Origin of the sequence: Endozoicomonas sp. NE40 (assembly GCF_040549045.1) — a bacterium.
Taxonomy (GTDB): Bacteria; Pseudomonadota; Gammaproteobacteria; order Pseudomonadales; family Endozoicomonadaceae; genus Endozoicomonas_A; species Endozoicomonas_A lisbonensis.
Genome location: NZ_JBEWTB010000002.1, coordinates 3,863,315 through 3,880,545, shown reverse-complemented (window position 1 = coordinate 3,880,545; position 17,231 = coordinate 3,863,315). Strand labels below are relative to the sequence as shown.

The 17,231-nt window shown below is 50.2% G+C and carries 15 protein-coding genes; 6 read left to right on the top strand and 9 right to left on the bottom strand.

The window, feature by feature from the left end:
• Nucleotides 1-18: 18 nt before the first annotated feature.
• The 3 genes from V5J35_RS18425 to V5J35_RS18415 all read right to left on the bottom strand — a co-directional run bounded on the left by V5J35_RS18425 (nt 19) and on the right by V5J35_RS18415 (nt 3,522).
• Entirely contained in the window at nt 19-1,329 is a 1,311-nt protein-coding gene (locus V5J35_RS18425) for a sodium ion-translocating decarboxylase subunit beta (protein ID WP_354008552.1), read from the bottom strand.
• A 21-nt stretch (nt 1,330-1,350) separates the two neighbouring features.
• A complete protein-coding gene (oadA, locus tag V5J35_RS18420; protein WP_354008551.1) occupies nt 1,351-3,150 on the bottom strand; it encodes a sodium-extruding oxaloacetate decarboxylase subunit alpha in 1,800 nt (599 codons plus the stop codon).
• Between the two features lie 117 nt (nt 3,151-3,267).
• Nucleotides 3,268-3,522 carry an OadG family protein gene (locus V5J35_RS18415; RefSeq protein ID WP_354008550.1) on the bottom strand — a complete coding sequence of 85 codons (255 nt, stop codon included), beginning with the start codon at nt 3,520-3,522 and terminating at the stop codon, nt 3,268-3,270.
• A 617-nt stretch (nt 3,523-4,139) separates the two neighbouring features.
• Between V5J35_RS18415 and V5J35_RS18410 the strand changes: the two genes are divergently transcribed.
• Together V5J35_RS18410 and mnmC are read left to right on the top strand one after the other, a co-directional pair.
• Nucleotides 4,140-5,174 (top strand): tRNA-dihydrouridine synthase, encoded by a 1,035-nt coding sequence (locus tag V5J35_RS18410; RefSeq protein ID WP_354008549.1) that lies wholly within the window; start codon nt 4,140-4,142, stop codon nt 5,172-5,174.
• A gap of 53 nt (nt 5,175-5,227) precedes the next feature.
• Nucleotides 5,228-7,258, top strand: coding sequence for a bifunctional tRNA (5-methylaminomethyl-2-thiouridine)(34)-methyltransferase MnmC2/FAD-dependent 5-carboxymethylaminomethyl-2-thiouridine(34) oxidoreductase MnmC1 (mnmC, locus tag V5J35_RS18405; protein ID WP_354008548.1), 2,031 nt, complete (start codon nt 5,228-5,230; stop codon nt 7,256-7,258).
• 193 nt (nt 7,259-7,451) lie between these two features.
• Here mnmC and msrA read toward each other — a convergent pair whose 3' ends face one another.
• Nucleotides 7,452-8,111 (bottom strand): peptide-methionine (S)-S-oxide reductase MsrA, encoded by a 660-nt coding sequence (gene msrA / locus V5J35_RS18400; protein ID WP_354016468.1) that lies wholly within the window; start codon nt 8,109-8,111, stop codon nt 7,452-7,454.
• Nucleotides 8,112-8,149: 38 nt separating this feature from the next.
• Nucleotides 8,150-8,956 (bottom strand): M23 family metallopeptidase, encoded by an 807-nt coding sequence (locus tag V5J35_RS18395; RefSeq protein ID WP_354008545.1) that lies wholly within the window; start codon nt 8,954-8,956, stop codon nt 8,150-8,152.
• Between the two features lie 291 nt (nt 8,957-9,247).
• Here V5J35_RS18395 and V5J35_RS18390 point away from each other — a divergent pair, with 291 nt between their 5' ends.
• Nucleotides 9,248-10,573 carry a TolC family outer membrane protein gene (locus V5J35_RS18390; RefSeq protein WP_354008544.1) on the top strand — a complete coding sequence of 442 codons (1,326 nt, stop codon included), beginning with the start codon at nt 9,248-9,250 and terminating at the stop codon, nt 10,571-10,573.
• Nucleotides 10,574-10,791: 218 nt separating this feature from the next.
• Here V5J35_RS18390 and hemG read toward each other — a convergent pair whose 3' ends face one another.
• Nucleotides 10,792-11,388: a menaquinone-dependent protoporphyrinogen IX dehydrogenase gene (hemG, locus tag V5J35_RS18385; RefSeq protein ID WP_354008543.1), complete on the bottom strand. Its 597-nt coding sequence runs from the start codon at nt 11,386-11,388 to the stop codon at nt 10,792-10,794.
• 123 nt (nt 11,389-11,511) lie between these two features.
• Here hemG and V5J35_RS18380 point away from each other — a divergent pair, with 123 nt between their 5' ends.
• From V5J35_RS18380 to V5J35_RS18370, 3 genes are all read left to right on the top strand, one after another.
• Complete coding sequence (locus V5J35_RS18380; RefSeq protein WP_354008542.1) at nt 11,512-12,309, top strand: DUF1338 domain-containing protein; 798 nt, start codon at nt 11,512-11,514, stop codon at nt 12,307-12,309.
• A 77-nt stretch (nt 12,310-12,386) separates the two neighbouring features.
• Entirely contained in the window at nt 12,387-13,175 is a 789-nt protein-coding gene (locus V5J35_RS18375) for a glycosyltransferase family 87 protein (RefSeq protein WP_354016467.1), read from the top strand.
• Entirely contained in the window at nt 13,078-13,581 is a 504-nt protein-coding gene (locus V5J35_RS18370) for a hypothetical protein (protein ID WP_354016466.1), read from the top strand. Before V5J35_RS18375 ends, V5J35_RS18370 begins: the two co-directional genes overlap by 98 nt.
• 22 nt (nt 13,582-13,603) lie before the next feature.
• Here the strand turns inward: V5J35_RS18370 and V5J35_RS18365 are convergent, their stop codons facing one another.
• The 3 genes from V5J35_RS18365 to V5J35_RS18355 form a co-directional block, all read right to left on the bottom strand.
• Nucleotides 13,604-14,548, bottom strand: a complete 945-nt coding sequence (locus V5J35_RS18365) for an ABC transporter permease (protein WP_354008540.1) — start codon at nt 14,546-14,548, stop codon at nt 13,604-13,606.
• Complete coding sequence (locus V5J35_RS18360; RefSeq protein ID WP_354008539.1) at nt 14,545-15,525, bottom strand: ABC transporter permease; 981 nt, start codon at nt 15,523-15,525, stop codon at nt 14,545-14,547. The genes V5J35_RS18365 and V5J35_RS18360 overlap by 4 nt, the downstream gene beginning before the upstream one ends.
• A gap of 78 nt (nt 15,526-15,603) precedes the next feature.
• Complete coding sequence (locus tag V5J35_RS18355; protein WP_354008538.1) at nt 15,604-17,160, bottom strand: ABC transporter substrate-binding protein; 1,557 nt, start codon at nt 17,158-17,160, stop codon at nt 15,604-15,606.
• Nucleotides 17,161-17,231 lie beyond the last annotated feature (71 nt).

Genomic DNA, 17,231 nt, shown 5'->3' with positions numbered 1-17,231 from the left:
ATTGTCAGCAGTGAACAATTACATACCGGACAGATATTTAATCATCACACCAGCCGCTACCGCAGAGCCGATAACACCCGCTACGTTTGGTCCCATAGCGTGCATCAACAGGAAGTTCTGTGGATTCGCCTCCAGACCCACCTTGTTGGCTACCCGCGCCGCCATCGGCACAGCAGACACACCGGCAGAACCAATCAGAGGATTCACCTTGTGCTTGCTGACCTTGTTCATCAGCTTAGCCATCAGCAGGCCGGTCGCCGTACCGATACAGAACGCCACAATACCCAGAGACAGGATACCCAGCGTTTCTGGCTGCAGGAACTTGTCAGCCACCAGCTTGGAACCGACTGCAAGACCCAGGAAAATGGTGACAATGTTGATCAGCGCATTCTGAACCGTGTCAGACAGACGCTCCACAACACCACACTCTTTCATCAGGTTACCAAAGCAGAACATGCCCAGCAGCGGCGCTGCATCAGGCAGCAACAGAGCCACCAGCACCAGCAGCAGCAACGGGAACACAATACGCTCGGTCTTGCTGACAGAACGCAGCTGCACCATAACAATCTTGCGCTCTTCCTCTGTCGTCAGCGCCTTCATGATAGGCGGCTGAATCAGAGGTACCAGAGCCATGTAAGAGTACGCCGCTACCGCAATCGCACCCAGCAGTTCCGGAGCCAGTACACTGGATACATAGATCGCCGTCGGGCCATCCGCACCACCGATAATACCGATCGCCGCAGCATCTGCCAGACTGAAGTTCATCAGCCCCATGGAACTCAGACCCACAGCTCCCAGCACAGTGGCAAAAATACCAAACTGCGCAGCGGCACCCAGGAACAGAGTTTTCGGATTAGCCAGCAGCGGACCAAAGTCCGTCATGGCACCGACACCCATGAAGATCACCAGCGGCGCAACACCCGTTGCAATCGCTACTTCATAGAAGGTATACAAGACACCGTTAGAGTAACCAAAGTCAGCAACCACTGCGTGAACAGCCTGCTGCACAGCCACACCCGCTTCGTTATAAAGACTTACCAGCTCATAAGGGCTCACGCCTGTCACTTCAACCTCAAGGACTGCTGCAACAGCAGCAACCACCTGAGGATGAGCGATAGACATGGCCTGCTCTATGGCAGGAAGCGCCAGACCAGCCGCAGGAATATTCGCCATAATGCCACCAAAGCCGATTGGCACCAGCAACAGAGGCTCGAACTGCTTGCGAATCGCCAGATAGAGCAGGACAAAGCCTACCACTATCATGGCGAACTGACCGATGGTCATATTGTACAGGCCAGAGCCGTACCAGAGGTTTAGCACCTTATCCATTATTGCTATCGCTCCCGTGGATCAGGCAATGGCCAGCAAAGTGTCGCCTACGACAACACTGTCGCCTTCACGAACACCCACAGAAGTGACCTTACCGCTGCGTGGCGCACGTACTTCGGTCTCCATCTTCATGGCTTCCAGAATCAGCAGTACGTCACCTTCATTCACCGCATCACCGGCAGCAACGTTCACTTTCCAGATGTTACCCGCCAGAGGAGCAGGCATTGGCTCACCTTCACCAACAGGCTCAGCTGCAGGAGCGGCAGCGGCAGGAGCAGCTGGTGCGACACTGGATACGTCACCACCTTCACTCACTTCCACGACATAGCTGTTGCCATTTACCTTCACGCTGTAAACGCCAGTGTCGGAAGCAGCCGCTTTCTTTGTCGCCGGGGCAGCGGGTGCTTTTTCTTCAACCTTTTCAGTACCCGGGGCAGGCTCAAAGGCATCAGCATTGCCACGATTCTGCAGGAACTTCAGACCTACCTGTGGGAACAGCGCATAAGTCAGAACGTCGTCTACTTCGTCAGAAGCCAGCTTGATGCCTTTGTCGCCAGCAACGTCCTTCAGTTCAGCGGTCAGCTTGTCCATCTCTGCTTCCAGCAGATCCGCCGGACGACAGGTGATAGCTTTGGCACCATCCAGTACGCGCTCTTGCAGCTCTTTGTTAAATGGAGCCGGTGCAGCACCGTACTCGCCTTTCAGGATGCCCTGAGTTTCCTTGGAGATAGATTTATAACGCTCGCCGGTCAGAACGTTCAGTACCGCCTGGGTACCGACAATCTGAGAGGTTGGAGTCACCAGCGCGATCATGCCCAGATCTTTACGTACACGAGGAATCTCTTTCAGTACTTCGTCAAACTTGTCAGAAGCACCCTGCTCGCGCAGCTGGTTTTCCATGTTAGTCAACATGCCGCCTGGCACCTGAGCGACCAGAATGCGGGAGTCAACGCCGCGCAAAGCACCTTCGAACTTAGCGTACTTCTTACGCACTTCACGGAAGTAGGAAGCGATCTCTTCCAGCTTACCCAGGTCCAGACCCGTATCGCGGTCAGTACCCTGCAGAGCAGCTACGATGGACTCGGTTGGAGAATGCCCATAAGTCATGGACATGGAAGAAATGGCTGTATCCACACGATCGATACCCGCTTCCACGGCCTTCAGAATGGACATGGAAGACAGACCGGAAGTCGCGTGACAGTGCAGGTGCAGCTCCAGATCGGTTTCTTTCTTCAGGCGTGTCACCAGATCAAAAGCGTCTGTAGGCGTGATGATGCCGGACATATCCTTGATGCACAGAGAGTCAGCCCCCATATCCTCAATCTGCTTCGCCAGGCTCAGCCACATATCTGTTGTATGTACTTCACTGGTCGTGTAAGACAGAGTACCCTGAGCGTGACCGCCGTGACGCTTAACCACCTGCATAGCCTGCTTCAGGTTACGTGGATCGTTCATAGCGTCGAAGACACGGAATACGTCCATACCATTGACACAGGCACGCTCTACAAACTTGTCAACAACATCGTCAGCGTAGTGACGGTAGCCCAGCAGATTCTGACCGCGCAGCAGCATTTGCTGTTTGGTTTTTGGCATCGCCTTTTTCAGGGCGCGCAGGCGCTCCCACGGATCTTCACCCAGAAAGCGGATACAGGAATCGAAAGTCGCACCACCCCAGGTTTCCAGAGACCAGAAGCCAATGTCGTCCAGCTTCTCAGCGATTGGCAGCATATCTTCGATACGCATGCGGGTCGCAAACAGTGATTGATGCGCGTCACGCAATACAACGTCGGTAATACCCAGTGGTTTCTTTACGTTGGCCATTGGTGAAGGATCTCCCCTAAATGACAAGTTTCAATTACACAAAATTTGTTTTTATGGCTCTCGCTCCGAGAGCCCTCAGCTCACAGCTGTAAAAGCTTTCTGCCCACAGGAAGCTGATTAAGACTGTTTATCCCGATGCATTTTGATGGCAGCGGTGATCGCGGCAACCAGCTCATTATCGTCAGAGGCCGCTGCAGCAGGCGCTGCTGCCCTGGGCGCTGGTGCCGCCGGTAAAGGGTCTGGAAAAAAGCGGGTAACCACTTTCGACATGGTTGATGTCACACCCACCAGCGAAGTCAGGAACAGGAATACAAACCCCATCCCAAACAACATGAGGTTCACACCTTCCAGTAACAGATCAGATGAAACCATACGGCTCTAGTCCTTTGCTTAATTAGTGAGCGGAGATTGCCCCTGCCGATTTCACCCCGCATCGGCCATTCAGATAATTTTTCCGTGAAAAGAAACATTCCGTTGTGATGTTTGCCTTGCTATCACAGAAACTGGCGCAATCTAAAAATTGTTTAAATTCGGTCTCGCCCGACATTTAACTTATTAACCAATAAGCACCCGTCGCGCATTCTGCACAAATTACATACAGTTGCAGTTTTACGGGTAATAATCTGCAACAGCACCACCGTATTTGCACGAACTCAAATCAATAGAACTACATACTTTCGGAAAATACTGATTTGACGTCTTTTTTTTTGCTTACCATTTGAACAGGTCAAACAACAAACGTTTGAAGAAAAACAAACTACACCACAGTCTCCAGAGTTCTCTCAGTGCCAGCAAAAGCCGGGCATCTGAAAAAAACGCCATCTCTGCAACTCTTCGGGGTTCTTTTTGACTGAAAACTGAGTAACAAACACGGTTTGTTGCACTTGAAAATTCTGATAGATTCCAGCAACTGCCAACTATTTATACAAACTACTCATACAAACTACTCATACAAACTGCCCATACAATCAATCAAGCATGCCAAACTCATGAACCACATTACTCTCGCCCCGATGGAAGGCGTTATTGACTATCTATTACGGGAACTTCTCAGCGAAGTCGGAGGCATCGATCTGTGCGTAACCGAGTTTATTCGTGTCACCGATACCCGGTTGCCAACCTCGGTCTTTCATCGCATCTGTCCGGAACTGAAGCATGGCTGCCAGACCCGGTCCGGAACACCTGTCCATATCCAGTTTCTTGGCAACAATCCACAGTTGCTGGCACTGAATGCCGCGAAAGCCGCAAAACTTGGCGCCCGTGGAATCGATTTAAACTTTGGCTGTCCGGCAAAAACGGTGAATCGACACAAAGGCGGTGCCATCCTGCTACAGGAGCCAGAGCTGATTCATGACATCGTAAAAGCCGTTCGCCTGGCAGTACCCGACGAGATCCCGGTAACGGCAAAAATACGCCTCGGCTATCTGGATGGCGACCTTGCCATTGATAACGCCAGAGCCATAGAAGACGCGGGCGCAAATGGTCTGGCAGTACACGCCCGCACCAAACTACAGGGCTACAAACCGCCTGCTTACTGGGAAGATATTGTGGCAATCAGGGAAGCCGTGGCCATCCCGGTGGTGGCCAATGGTGATATATTCAGTGCTGAAGACGCCCGTCGGTGTCGGGAAATTACCGGCTGTAACCGCATTATGGTTGGACGGGGAGTACTGCGGAATCCAGGCTTGCCAAAAGCCATTGCCATTCAGCACAGCAACCATCTACACAGCAACTCTCTACACAGCAACAAGCCACACAAAAAAAATCATAGCGATGAGCAGCACTGGCCTCAATCACTGGATATACTGCAACGATTTACCCGGAAAGTGGTGCAGGCAGCCGAACACCCTGAAGCGGATCACCCTTATGGCATAAACAACCCTAAGCGCTATCTGGACGGGCGGCTGAAACAATGGTTAAGCATGATGAGCAAAACCTCTGAACAGGCACAGCAGTTGTTTGAACAGATCAAAAGGGAAACCTGCATCCGGGGAATGTCTGAGAAAGTGTACGAAGCGACATAGTCAACAATAAACAGGCAACAATAAACAGGCAACAATAAGTAGTCAGCAATAAAATGAGCGATCCGGAAAACACAGCCCTGAGCCATGCACCAGCCCTGAGCCATGCAAAGCTTGAGTGGCGGGACAATGGTCAGCCTGTTTCCAGCCAGTACAATGATATTTATTTTTCCACCGAATCCGGACTGGAAGAAACGTTCCATACCTTTATTAAGCCAAACCGGCTTCCTGAGCGTTTCAGCAGACTGAATACCGGTGAATGTATCAGTATTGCTGAAACCGGCTTTGGTACCGGGCTTAATTTTTTGTGTGTCTGGCAGCTGTTCGATGAACTGGCAACTGACGGTTCCCGACTGCACTTCATCAGCACCGAAAAACACCCATTGAAGCAGGACGACTTTCAGCGGGCGCTGACACTCTGGCCGGAACTGAAGAAACAGGCTTCGGAACTGGCCGGCCTGTACCTGCCGGCCTGTCAGGGACAGCAACACTTTGTCTTCGCCAACGGACGTGTGCGCCTCACCTTGCTGACGGGTGATGTTCTGGACACTCTGTCCGATTTCTCAGGCAAGGTCGATGCCTGGTTTCTGGACGGGTTTGCCCCTTCAAAGAACCCTGATATGTGGCGTTCTGAACTCTTCGACATCATGGCTCATAAAAGCCATAGTCAAACGACTTATGCCACCTTTACGGCTGCCCGGATTGTACGTGACCATCTTATCCGCTCGGGTTTCAGTGTGGAGAAAGTACCCGCCTTTGGCAAAAAGCGGGATATGCTGCGGGGGCAGTTCCTGCGCTCCACACCTGCAAGTGCTGTTCGTCCCGAGTGGCAACTGCCAGACGCCCCCGTTACAAAGCGGCAGCAGGCCGTCGTCATTGGCGGAGGGCTGGCCGGTACCAGCACCGCCCGGTCTCTGGCTGAACGAGGCTGGCAGGTTACTTTGCTGGAACAGCATGAACAACTGGCAAAAGAAGCCTCCGGCAATCCGCAAGGCATCCTTTATGCCAAGCTGTCACCCCATCACACACCTCTCAGCCGTTTTATCCTGCAGGGATACCTGTACAGCATCAACCTGATGAACCAGTTACAGGGCAGCCATTCGCCATACTGGCATCAAACCAGCGTCGTTCAAATGCCAGTGACGGACAAAGAGTTCAACCGCTATAAATCTCTGGCAGAACAATTCCCTGAAAACCTGCTGTTTATGGCTGACTCTGAACAGCTCGCAACGTTAACCGGATTCAAACTTAACCGCAGCGGACTGGTATTCCCCAAAGCTGGCTGGGTAAAACCTGCACATTTCTGCCAGTCACTGGCTGATCACCCAGCCATTCAGACAGAAACCGGACACAGTGTAGAGGCTCTTAAAAAAGAAGGGTCTGAATGGGTTCTGCTTAATAAACAGCAGGAAGAAATCATACGGTCGGAAGTCGTCGTGGTGGCAGGAGGGGTTCACAGCCATCAATTCCCGGAGCTGGAACACTTACCGGTAAAGCCCATTCGGGGGCAACTCAGCCAGGTGGCTGAGACAACCAGCAGTAGCAGGTTGTCCGTCTGCCTGTGTTGTGAAGGGTATATAGCACCAGCCTGTGATCATGAACACACACTGGGTGCCACGTTTGACTTTAACGACGACTGCCTTTCAGTACGAAAAGAAGACCATCAGCGTAACCTTGACATGCTCTCCAGCCAGATGCCTGAAGTCTATGCCGCTCTGGGGAAAACCAGCTCAAACTATGTCTCAGACTACCGCCCTGAGGTGACAGGGGGGCGTACCGGTTTTCGTTGCACAACCCCTGATTACCTGCCTTTGGTTGGACCGGTTGTTAACAGAAGTTCATTTATTAAGCAGTTTGCCCTTTTACGGAAAGACGCTAAAGCCCTGATTGATGGCAAAGCTGACTATCTTGAAGGGTTGTATGTGAATACCGGACACGGTTCGAGAGGACTGATCACCTGTCCTTTGTCAGGGGAAATCATTGCATCCATGATTTCAGGTGACAGCAATGTTGTTGAACATTCATTGCTGGACGCTCTCAATCCAACACGTTTTTTAATCAGAAACTTAATTAAGAAAAACATTTGAGCCGGGCAAAACCATGCCATCTATAGGTGTATAACGAACTGCAAAGCGTATATTTACTCAGGGCAGAAGTTAAGCAAAGTCACTACTTTTCTGTGTACCGGTTTTTTTTACTCCTGAAGGATACTCGTTCAGCAAACTGCGTCCGGACAGCACTCCCCTCTTCGAGTCTGTCCGGTTTTTTTTACCTTACTATTTATTGATCGACTTCATCAGTATCCAGAACAGGCGGCAGACAGACTCCGGTTCCTCCCAAAGCACAGTAGCCATTAACATTCTTTGCCAGATACTGCTGATGATACTCCTCTGCATAATAGAATGAAGGAGCCTGCTGAATCTCTGTCGTTACTTTGCCTTTACCACAGCTGGTCATCGCCGTTTGGTAAGCATCCTTCGACGCTTCAGCCACACACTGCTGTCTTCTGGTCGTTGTGAAAATGACTGAACGATACTGGGTGCCAACATCATTGCCCTGACGCATTCCCTGCCCCGGGTCGTGAGACTCCCAGAACAGTTTCATCAGTGTCTCAATGGTCATCACACCGGGTTCAAACACCACCATCACCACCTCAGCATGACCTGTCCCACCTGAACAGACTTCCTGATAAGAAGGGTTTGGTGTGTACCCACCGGCATAACCAACAGCGGTCGTCCAGACGCCGGTCTGCTTCCAGAACAGTCGTTCAGCCCCCCAGAAGCATCCCATCCCAAAATAAATCACTTCACAGGACTCAGGAAACGGAGCCAGAAGTGACCGTCCATGTACAAAATGTTGTCCAGTCAGAGAGACTGGCTGTTCCCGCCCGGGCAATGCCTCAGCGGCTGAAGGAATAGTCTGTTTACTGTAAATTGCCATGAATCGCTCCAGAAAAGCCATCTTGAACAATTAAGAGTTCACCGCATCATCAGGGCGGGATCAAGCCGAACATCAAACCAGTTTACCCGCCAGTCAAGGTGCGATCCCGTTACACGCCCCGTCGCTCCTATTTCGCCAATCCGCTGACCACGCTCAACAGTATCGCCTTCTTCAACACTGAGAGCACTTAAATGAAGGTAGCTGCTGGAAATTCCAAACCCGTGATCAATCACGATGGTACCACCTGAAAAATAAAGGTCCTTATCCGCCAGCCTGACAATACCATCTGCCGCAGCAATAACAGGCTTTCCTGTCGGTGCAGCAAAGTCCAGACCGTAGTGCGGCCTTCTGGGTTCACCATTAAAAAAGCGCTGACTGCCATAGACCCCGGTAATACGCCCCTGGGCAGGCTGACTAAAACCAGAGAAAAAATCCTTTCCTGCTGTATCAAACTGTCGGGACTGGCCGACTGCTTTTGCTTCAGTACGAATACGCTGCATCACCTCCGGGGCAGGCTGAACATATTTTTTTTTGACCCCGTTGATACGCTGGATATCATATTCACGGGACTTCAACGCCAGACTGATCCGCTCTGATCTGCCATCTTTATGGATAAGGCTGAAACTCTGCTCTAAATCAGCATCCCGCCCGAAACCAATAATAAACTGCCCGTCTGCTGAGACCCGAATTCGCCGGTCCTTATATTGTACTTTTGTTCCAGGCTTAACGGTTCCAACATAAAATCCCCCCGGTTTTAATCTTGAACTGAGCGTATTAATGCCGCTCGCCAAAACATGAAATGAACAGAATAAGAGCAATACGGCAAGCTTACTGATGATCAACATTATTTTCCTTTTTATGAATCTGCAGCTTACCCCTGACAATATAAAAAAATTGATATGAATATCAATTCCCTGCAATTTGCAAAAACTATGCTAGTTTCAATCTGGTCAGACAGGCGACTGCGGGTTAACTCTGTTCTTTTTATAGAGAAGCTCCTTCAGAGCTAACGCGGCAGGGTGCGCCTGCGATAGCAAAAACAACCGTGGTTGAGACAGTTTTACAGCTGCTTCAAGCCTGACAAAAATCTGGAACTACTTTTATCAAGCTTTGATGATTCAGAGGAACACGCCTCCATGAAAATACTTCGTGCTTCAGCCCCTGCCTTGTTGGTTGCTGCTGCCCTTCAGGGCTCAGTTGTCCATGCGGTATCTCTGGAGGAAGCGATTACACAAACTCTGGTAAGCAATCCACAGGCACAGGCGTCCTACAATCGCTACCAGGCCAGTCAGGAAAGCGTCAAGGCAGCCCGTGGTGGCTACCTGCCTACATTAGACTGGAAAGCCGGTATTGGGCATGAGCGGCTTGATAACCCCAGAACTGAAAAAGCAGGAACCAACGAGAAAGATTTCAGGCCCAAGGAAAATGCCCTGATCCTGAACCAGAACCTGTACGACGGTCTGTCTACCACCAACGAATACCGCAAAACCCAGGAGCTTCAGCACGGTCGTAAGGAACAGTTGCGCACCAAAGCAGAAAGTCTGGCTCTGGAGGTCGCTGACGTTTACCTGAAGTTGCTGGAAAACCGCCGGCAAATGACACTGGCAAAGAACAATCTGGCTGCCCATGAACGCATCTACAAGCTGATTCAACAACGTACGGAGCAAGGCGTTGCCAACCAGTCCGACCTGTACCAGATTGAAGGCCGTCTGGCTCGGGCTCGTGCCAATATGATCAGCACCCGCAACAACCTTGAAGACTCCGAAACGCAATATCTGCGTCTGGTCAATCAGGCGGCTGATGATCTGACCATGCCACGTCTTGACGAGCAGGTTCTGCCAGCCGACCTGGAACAGGCGCTGGCTATTGCCCTGCAGGATAACCCTGCCATTCACGCCAGTAACTTTGACCTGAGCGCCTCTCAATACGGTTATGACCAGACCCGGGGTGCCTTTTTGCCCTCCGTCGACCTGTCACTGAGCCAGCGCTGGGACAAAGACATCGACGGCCATAAAGGACGCCATGAAGATACCAAGGCCATGTTGACCATGAAGTACAACCTGTTCCGCGGTGGTTCCGACAGCGCCCGTCGTCAGGAAGCGGCCTATCGCGTTGAAGAGAGCCATGCCATGCAACAGGACACTCAGCGCATGGTCAGGGAAACCCTCAGAATCGCCTGGGCTGCAATGGAAAACCTGAGCGCTGAGGAGCCTTATCTTAAAAAGCACATGGACGCCAGTGCTCAGACTGTAAAGGCCTATCAGAAACAGTTTGAACTGGGCAAGCGCACCCTGCTGGACCTGCTCGACAGTGAGAACGAAAACTTTCAGGCCCAACGCTCATACACGACAGCTGTACACCGTGGTCTGTATGCCCGCTACCGGGTGCTTAATGGTCTTGGACACCTGATGCAGCAGTTAAATATTGGTATGCCTTCCAACTGGCAAATCGTAGACAGTTGATGCTCTGTCAGCAGACATGGACGTCCCTGCCCCCTTTCCAACCACCTTTTTTTGCTGATATGTTAAAAGAGTGAGCATCTGAACCCCTGAACAATTACAACAATAAAACAAAGGATTCAGTTATGGACCAGATCATTCTTGCCACTGCCCTGATTATGCCTGCACTCTACGGCTTTGCCCTGCTCCTGCCTCTCTGCAAGGATTAATACCAACTCCACTCAGGCAGAAGCTTCAGCAACGGTACCAACCTGTTCAGACGTCTGCTTCTGCCTGACACTATTATTAAGATGGCCTGCTACAGTGCGGCAAAACTTATCGACCCGCTCCCAGTCGGTATACTCAATATCCTTTGACGTATCCGTACTACCTCCAGTCAGTTTCATAATCAACTGAATCGCCAGCCTGCTAAACAGGTCATAACGGGTATACAACAGGGCGCCAGCAAACACGTCAACCAGGTCGGGTTTCCAGGGGGTTCTGGCGAGATACTTTTGCAGATAGCGATTATTATCAGGGCGGCAACGCTGCGGCTTTCTGGCCGTAAGATTAACAGAAAAGAAAAAGCTGGGCCTGGCGTTCAGAGTTTGATAGTTGTTCTCAACAAACTGGCAGAATGCCTTATGATGACGCCCATACCGGATAGAACAGCCTAAAATAAATGCATCAAAACCCTCCAGGTCAATACTTACGAATGGGTCCCGGACATCAAATACTGCCGTTTGAAAACCACACTGTTCCATCTGTGTTTTTATAACATTCAGAATCCTGGCAGTCTGCCCTTCACGAGTTTGATACAGCAAGGCAACTTTTAACATGTGCAATATACTCGTTATATTTTTCTTGCGACGATTGTACCAGTAAAAAAGCAGGGTATTACAGGGCAGCATCCGTAAAACTGTCTCATAATGAGGCGGTGTTTTTGAAAACAGGCGGTTGTTTTGAACCCGACAAATTATCAAACCATCTTGTCCGACCTGATCACCCCGTTATGGGTGACTTATTGTCAGAGAGTTCCCCAGGCCCTGAAGATTTATCATTTACTGGAAGAACACAACAAGCGGGTGGTTCACGATCATATCAGCTTCCGGACCGTGAATTTACCATGGACGTCTGGCCCTGTGCTGACAGAGAAGCTTGGACAATTCGGCTATTGCCTTCGGGACAGGGCCAGCTGCCCTGAACAACATCTTGAACTTTACTGGCTTCACCACCCGGCTCCGGAAGTGCCAGCCATCTTAATTACTGAACTTGATGCCCATTGTTTGAGTCAACCGTCTCAGTCAATACTGAAACAGATAACCAGTGAAAACGACACCCCAACGCTATGGAACCTGAATCATATTCCACCCAAAAAACCAACCCTGCAGCAGTTTGAAACCTTGCAGTCTGACAATGAAATAGCCGCATGGTTCAGCCTTTTTGGTACATCAGCCCGCTATTTTTCTGTCAGCGTCAATCACCTTGATCGACAGAACGATATGCTCAAACTGGTCAAACTGCTGATGGAAGAAGGCTTCGCTCTCGATAATCGTTCCGGCCTGATCAGAGAGTCAGTGCATCAAATGATCGAACAGGTGGTGAGCCTGCCGGACCAGATGGAGATCAGTTTCAGTTCTGAAGAGAAAGCCAGAGTGTCAACCGGTTGCTACCACTTCACCCTGCGCTTCAAGAGCCCATCCGGAAAACTGTATAAAAAATTCTTTTCCAACACTTTTTCCCGTACTAAAGCCGATTAGCCGTCTATATTAAATCCATTCCAACTATAAACACTGACGCTTAAAGAATGATTTCGCTCTGTAAACGATAAAAACTCATGCATTTCAACAACATTCTGAAAAATACCACAACATTTGAAAAGCTGGGGCTCTTCCTCTGGTTGCTGGCTTTTGTCCTGATTTTTGCCAAGGTCATTCTTGAGCCAGGAAGTCACTCCGTTGTCGACAGCTACCTGCTGGGTGGGCAACGCTGGGCAGACAGGATCACTCTTTATTCCGGTCCCGGCGGTTTTATCTATACCCCCCTTTTTGCTGTACTCTTTACCCCGCTTCTTCACATTCCTGAAGCAATGACTGACCTGATCTGGCGGTTATTTATTATCATTCTTTATCTCTACGCCCTGACCAATCTGATCAATATGATCAATAATCGTTCTCCAGGCACCCTGATCAAGTGGCTTGGCATGATGAGCATCATTGCCGTACCTATTGCATTCTCTGGCTTTCGAAATGGACAGATGAATGTCATCCTGACGTCCGTCATGGTACTGGTAATCTGCCAGATTGCTGAAAAACGCTGGAACAGCGCCGCGCTTCTACTGGCACTGGTCATGAGCCTGAAACCGACCTTTATTGTCTTTTTTCTGCTGGCAACAACATTGTTTCGGCCTTTATGGTTCAGGGTTCCGCCACTGATGCTGTTGTTTCTGGCACTGCCCATGCTGTTTGGCGGCTGGCAATACGGCTGGCAACAATACATCAATTTTGTGGACATGGGCGCAATCGGCCATGCACTACGGTGTCCACAGCCAGAATTTTGCCTGCCTGTTCAATGTATTTCAGGTATTTGGCCTCTTTATCTCCGATCACTGGCAGCTTCTGATTAAAGTCATACTGGCAGGTGCCACATGGCTGCTGTGCTGGTTTGCCATTCGTCAGTTCGATATAAAAACAGCTCTGGTCTATATGCTGACACTGGCTTCCTGCTACCACCTCCTGTTTAACCCCAGAAGTGTTAATACCGACTACATTATCCTTGGAACCGTTCTTGCATTATGGTTTACCAGTGCCAACCATCTCTGGCAGAACAAATATCTGGCTTTAGGAGTCGGGCTTATTTCGCTGGCCGTGCTGGAAGCGTTTGACCTGTCAAGATGGCTGGTGCCAGGCAGCACCAGCTGGGTTAATCCGCTAATGGCTTTAACCTTTGCCATTCTCGTGGTCTGGCAACTCTTCAATAAACGGCAGTTCATAGGTTGGGTCGAGCGAACCGACACCCAACACGGTGAATAGCATCAAACTCCCATGCCGGGAGTTACCCTTTATACAACTTGGGATTAAGCACATCTCTCAACCAGTCACCCAGTAGATTAATCACAAGAACCAGCACCACCAGCACCACTCCGGGAATCACGGTAATCCACCAGCTGCCGGAGAAGATATACTGAAAACCACTGGAAATCAGCGCCCCTAACGAAGGTTCTGACACAGGCATTCCCAGACCAAGAAAAGATAACGCCGCCTCACTGATAATGGCATTGGCAATCTGAACCGTAGAAATCACCAGAATCGGCGAAAGACAATTAGGCAGAATATGCCGAAACATAATGCGTCGACTGCCCAGCCCCATCACTCTGGCTGCTTCTACATACTCTTTTTTCTTTTCAGCCAGCACTGAGGCCCGAATCGTTCGGGCATACTGGGGCCATTCTGCAATACCGATAACAAGAATCAGCATCAACATCGCCAGACGGTTATACAGTTCCGACCCAAAGGATGCCTGAAACACTGCCAGCACCACTATCGCCACCATCATGGTGGAAAAGGATAACTGGATATCCGCAATTCTCATCAGGATACTGTCGAGCCGACCGCCAAAATACCCTGCCGTCAAACCCAGCGTAATTCCAAGAGCCGCCTGCAGCAGTACTGCAAACAAACCGATCATCAACGAGATTCTGGCACCATAGAGAATGGTACTGAATAAATCCCTGCCCTGATCATCGGTTCCGAGCAAAAAACGCTCATCGCCGTATTCAGCCCAGGCCGGAGGCAACTCCGAATCCATAATATCAATACTGGCCAGATCATAAGGATTGGTTGGTGCAATAACGGGGGCCAGCACCGCCGCACCGACCAGCAAAAGAAATATACCGGCCGATATCATGGCTACCCAGTCACGGGTGAAGCTGTACCAGATATCGGAATCTTTAACTCTTTGCCAGCGAGACACTGGCTGATGCATTGTCAGTTCACTCATTGCGCAGGCCTTGCCAGATTTACCGTTGGATTGATCAGACCATAAAGAATATCGACAAGGGTATTGACGATCACAAAAATACCGCCGACCACAATCAGGTACGCCACAATCAATGGTGTATCAACCCGATGAACAGCCTCCAGAAACAGGAACCCCATACCCGGCCACTGGAAAACACTCTCGGTCAGAATGGTATAAGCAACCATTGTCCCAATTTGCACCCCGCCCACCGTCAGCACAGGCAGCATGGTATTTTTAAGGGCATGAACAAAATAAACGCGGGCTTTTCTTAACCCTTTGGCTTTGGCAAATTTCACATACTCAGTATGCAGGGCCTCCACCATTTCAGAGCGTATCAGTCGGATAAACAACGGCAGCATAATGCTGGCAAGAGCAAAACATGGCAGCACCAGGTGCAGAATACCGTCTTTAGTTAAGTAACCACTGTCCCATAATCCAAAAACAGAAACCAGTTCACCCCGTCCATAGGAGGGCAGCCATCCCAGTTCGATAGAAAACAGGAAGATGCAGAAAATAGCGGTCAGGAAAACAGGGATGGAAATCCCCAGAATACTGATTCCCAATATAAACCGTGTCAGCCAGCTATTGGGACGGATGGCACAATAAACGCCCGAAGGCACAGAAATAAGAACAATGAGTAAAGTAGCACCGAATACCAGTTCCAGTGTTGCCGGAAGCTTGGCCATAATCACCTGCAGGGCAGGCTCCTTGAAGAAATAAGACGTTCCAAGGTCACCACGAACCGCCCTGGACATAAACCGCCCATACTGAACCAGAAACGGGTCATTCAACCCCATTTCCTGTCGCAAAGCCTGACGCTCCGCTTCAGATACTGACTGCCCCACCATCTCTCGCAGCGGATCACCCAGATTATCCTGAATGGAGAAACTGATCAGGCTGATGACAAACATGACCGCCAGTCCCTGAATCAGCCTTCGAAATAAAAACAACAACATAATACAACCCGGTCGTTTAGTTTATTCTTCCTGAAATGGCGGTTGTTCACTATTTTCTGGCGAACAACCGCCCGACCATTACTGGGTCACCACCAGGTCACCAAGGTATGGGAAATTCATAACATTTACGACGCTTTCAGCCTGTACCCCCTTACCGGCACCCCAGGCAAGGTTCTGCCAGTGCAGAGGCACATAAGCCGCTTCTTCGTACAGGGTACGTTCAACATCCTGAAGAACAGCCGCACGCTTAGACAGATCGGTTTCCTGGTTCGCTGAACGAACCATGTCGTCCACTACCTTGTTACAATAGTTACCACTGTTGTACTGCCCCCAACCGGTTGCTTCATCGGTACAGGCAGTCAGGTACTCCGTGAAGTTGGCAGAGTCTTCAGTATCAGAGTGCCAGCCAATCATCATAATATCCGCTGAACGCAGGTCGAATTCAGGCCAGTACTGAGCTTTCGGAATAGTCTTCAGGTCTACCCTGATATTGATTCGAGCCAGCATACTGGCCGCTGCCTGCGCAATACGGGCATCATTAATGTAACGGTTATTCGGTGCCAGCATGGTGATACTGAAACCCTCTTCATAACCCGCTTCTTTCATCAGTTGTCTGGCTTTTTCCAGATCGTACTGAGGCTTCAGGTCTTCGACGTAACCCACATAGCCTTCAGGTCCCTGCTGACCCGCTGCGGTGGCAAAGCCTCGCATAATGCGCTCAACAATCCCTTCATTATTGATGGCGTAGTTGATCGCCTGACGCACACGCTTGTCTTTAAAAGCTTCCACACGTTCCTGATTCAACTGCAGGGTAATCAGCCGGGTACCAGGCAGAGTCACCAGTTCAGAACGGGAAGAACGGTTAATACGATCGTGATCGTTCGGCGGCACAGGGAAAATAAAGTCAACATCACCTGCCAGCAAAGCCGCAACACGGGTAGGACCTTCCTTGATCGGTGTCAGGGTAATGGTCTGGACATTACCCGGAGACTGCTTGTCCCAGTAGTCAGCAAATCGCTTATAGTCAGTTCTGACACCCTGCTGGCGTCGTTCAACAATATAAGGCCCGGTACCGGAAGCATTGCGGGAAGCAAAGGTATCTGCGTGTTTTACCAGACGGTCTTTAGGCTGACCTTTGTCGTCTTCACCGGTATAAAAGGCACTGTCCATAGGGAATATGTACGTGGCATTATTCAGCACCAGCGGGAATGGCTTTCTGGTCACTAGGTCGATGGTGTGATCATCAATCACCTTCAGTGCCGCAAAAGGTTCAAATATGGCTCTGTAATCCGGGCTGTCCTTCAGACGGTCAAAAGTCCATTTCACGTCTTTAGCCGTGAAATCATTACCGGAATGGAACTTAACGCCCTCACGTAGATAAAAGCGCATGGTCAGATCATCCTTACGCTCCCACTTTGTCGCCAGGCGCGGCTCAAAGTTCATATCCTTATCCCAGCGCACCAGTGGATCAAACAGCAAATGGGACATTTGCAGTGTTCCACCGGACAACTGTTCATGAGGATCAAGAGAGACCGGATCAGAGTCATATGCTACTTTCAGGGTTGCAGCCTGCGCCCCCGCAGCCAGTGTTGTAGCAAGCACAATGCCTGCCATCGACTTAAGGATTTTTTTCATTATTTCCCTCTCCTGGGATTATTTTTGTCATAAAACTGCTGCCTTCAGGCAGTTTCTATCAAGCTCTTTCC

Excerpts from the sequence above, each read along its gene's own strand:
- V5J35_RS18425 (WP_354008552.1), bottom strand. The coding sequence starts at position 1,329 with ATGGATAAGGTGCTAAACCTCTGGTACGGCTCTGGCCTGTACAATATG.
- oadA (WP_354008551.1), bottom strand. The coding sequence starts at position 3,150 with ATGGCCAACGTAAAGAAACCACTGGGTATTACCGACGTTGTATTGCGT.
- V5J35_RS18415 (WP_354008550.1), bottom strand. The coding sequence starts at position 3,522 with ATGGTTTCATCTGATCTGTTACTGGAAGGTGTGAACCTCATGTTGTTT.
- V5J35_RS18410 (WP_354008549.1), top strand. The coding sequence starts at position 4,140 with ATGAACCACATTACTCTCGCCCCGATGGAAGGCGTTATTGACTATCTA.
- mnmC (WP_354008548.1), top strand. The coding sequence starts at position 5,228 with ATGAGCGATCCGGAAAACACAGCCCTGAGCCATGCACCAGCCCTGAGC.
- msrA (WP_354016468.1), bottom strand. The coding sequence starts at position 8,111 with ATGGCAATTTACAGTAAACAGACTATTCCTTCAGCCGCTGAGGCATTG.
- V5J35_RS18395 (WP_354008545.1), bottom strand. The coding sequence starts at position 8,956 with ATGTTGATCATCAGTAAGCTTGCCGTATTGCTCTTATTCTGTTCATTT.
- V5J35_RS18390 (WP_354008544.1), top strand. The coding sequence starts at position 9,248 with ATGAAAATACTTCGTGCTTCAGCCCCTGCCTTGTTGGTTGCTGCTGCC.
- hemG (WP_354008543.1), bottom strand. The coding sequence starts at position 11,388 with ATGTTAAAAGTTGCCTTGCTGTATCAAACTCGTGAAGGGCAGACTGCC.
- V5J35_RS18375 (WP_354016467.1), top strand. The coding sequence starts at position 12,387 with ATGCATTTCAACAACATTCTGAAAAATACCACAACATTTGAAAAGCTG.
- V5J35_RS18370 (WP_354016466.1), top strand. The coding sequence starts at position 13,078 with ATGCACTACGGTGTCCACAGCCAGAATTTTGCCTGCCTGTTCAATGTA.
- V5J35_RS18365 (WP_354008540.1), bottom strand. The coding sequence starts at position 14,548 with ATGAGTGAACTGACAATGCATCAGCCAGTGTCTCGCTGGCAAAGAGTT.
- V5J35_RS18360 (WP_354008539.1), bottom strand. The coding sequence starts at position 15,525 with ATGTTGTTGTTTTTATTTCGAAGGCTGATTCAGGGACTGGCGGTCATG.
- V5J35_RS18355 (WP_354008538.1), bottom strand. The coding sequence starts at position 17,160 with ATGAAAAAAATCCTTAAGTCGATGGCAGGCATTGTGCTTGCTACAACA.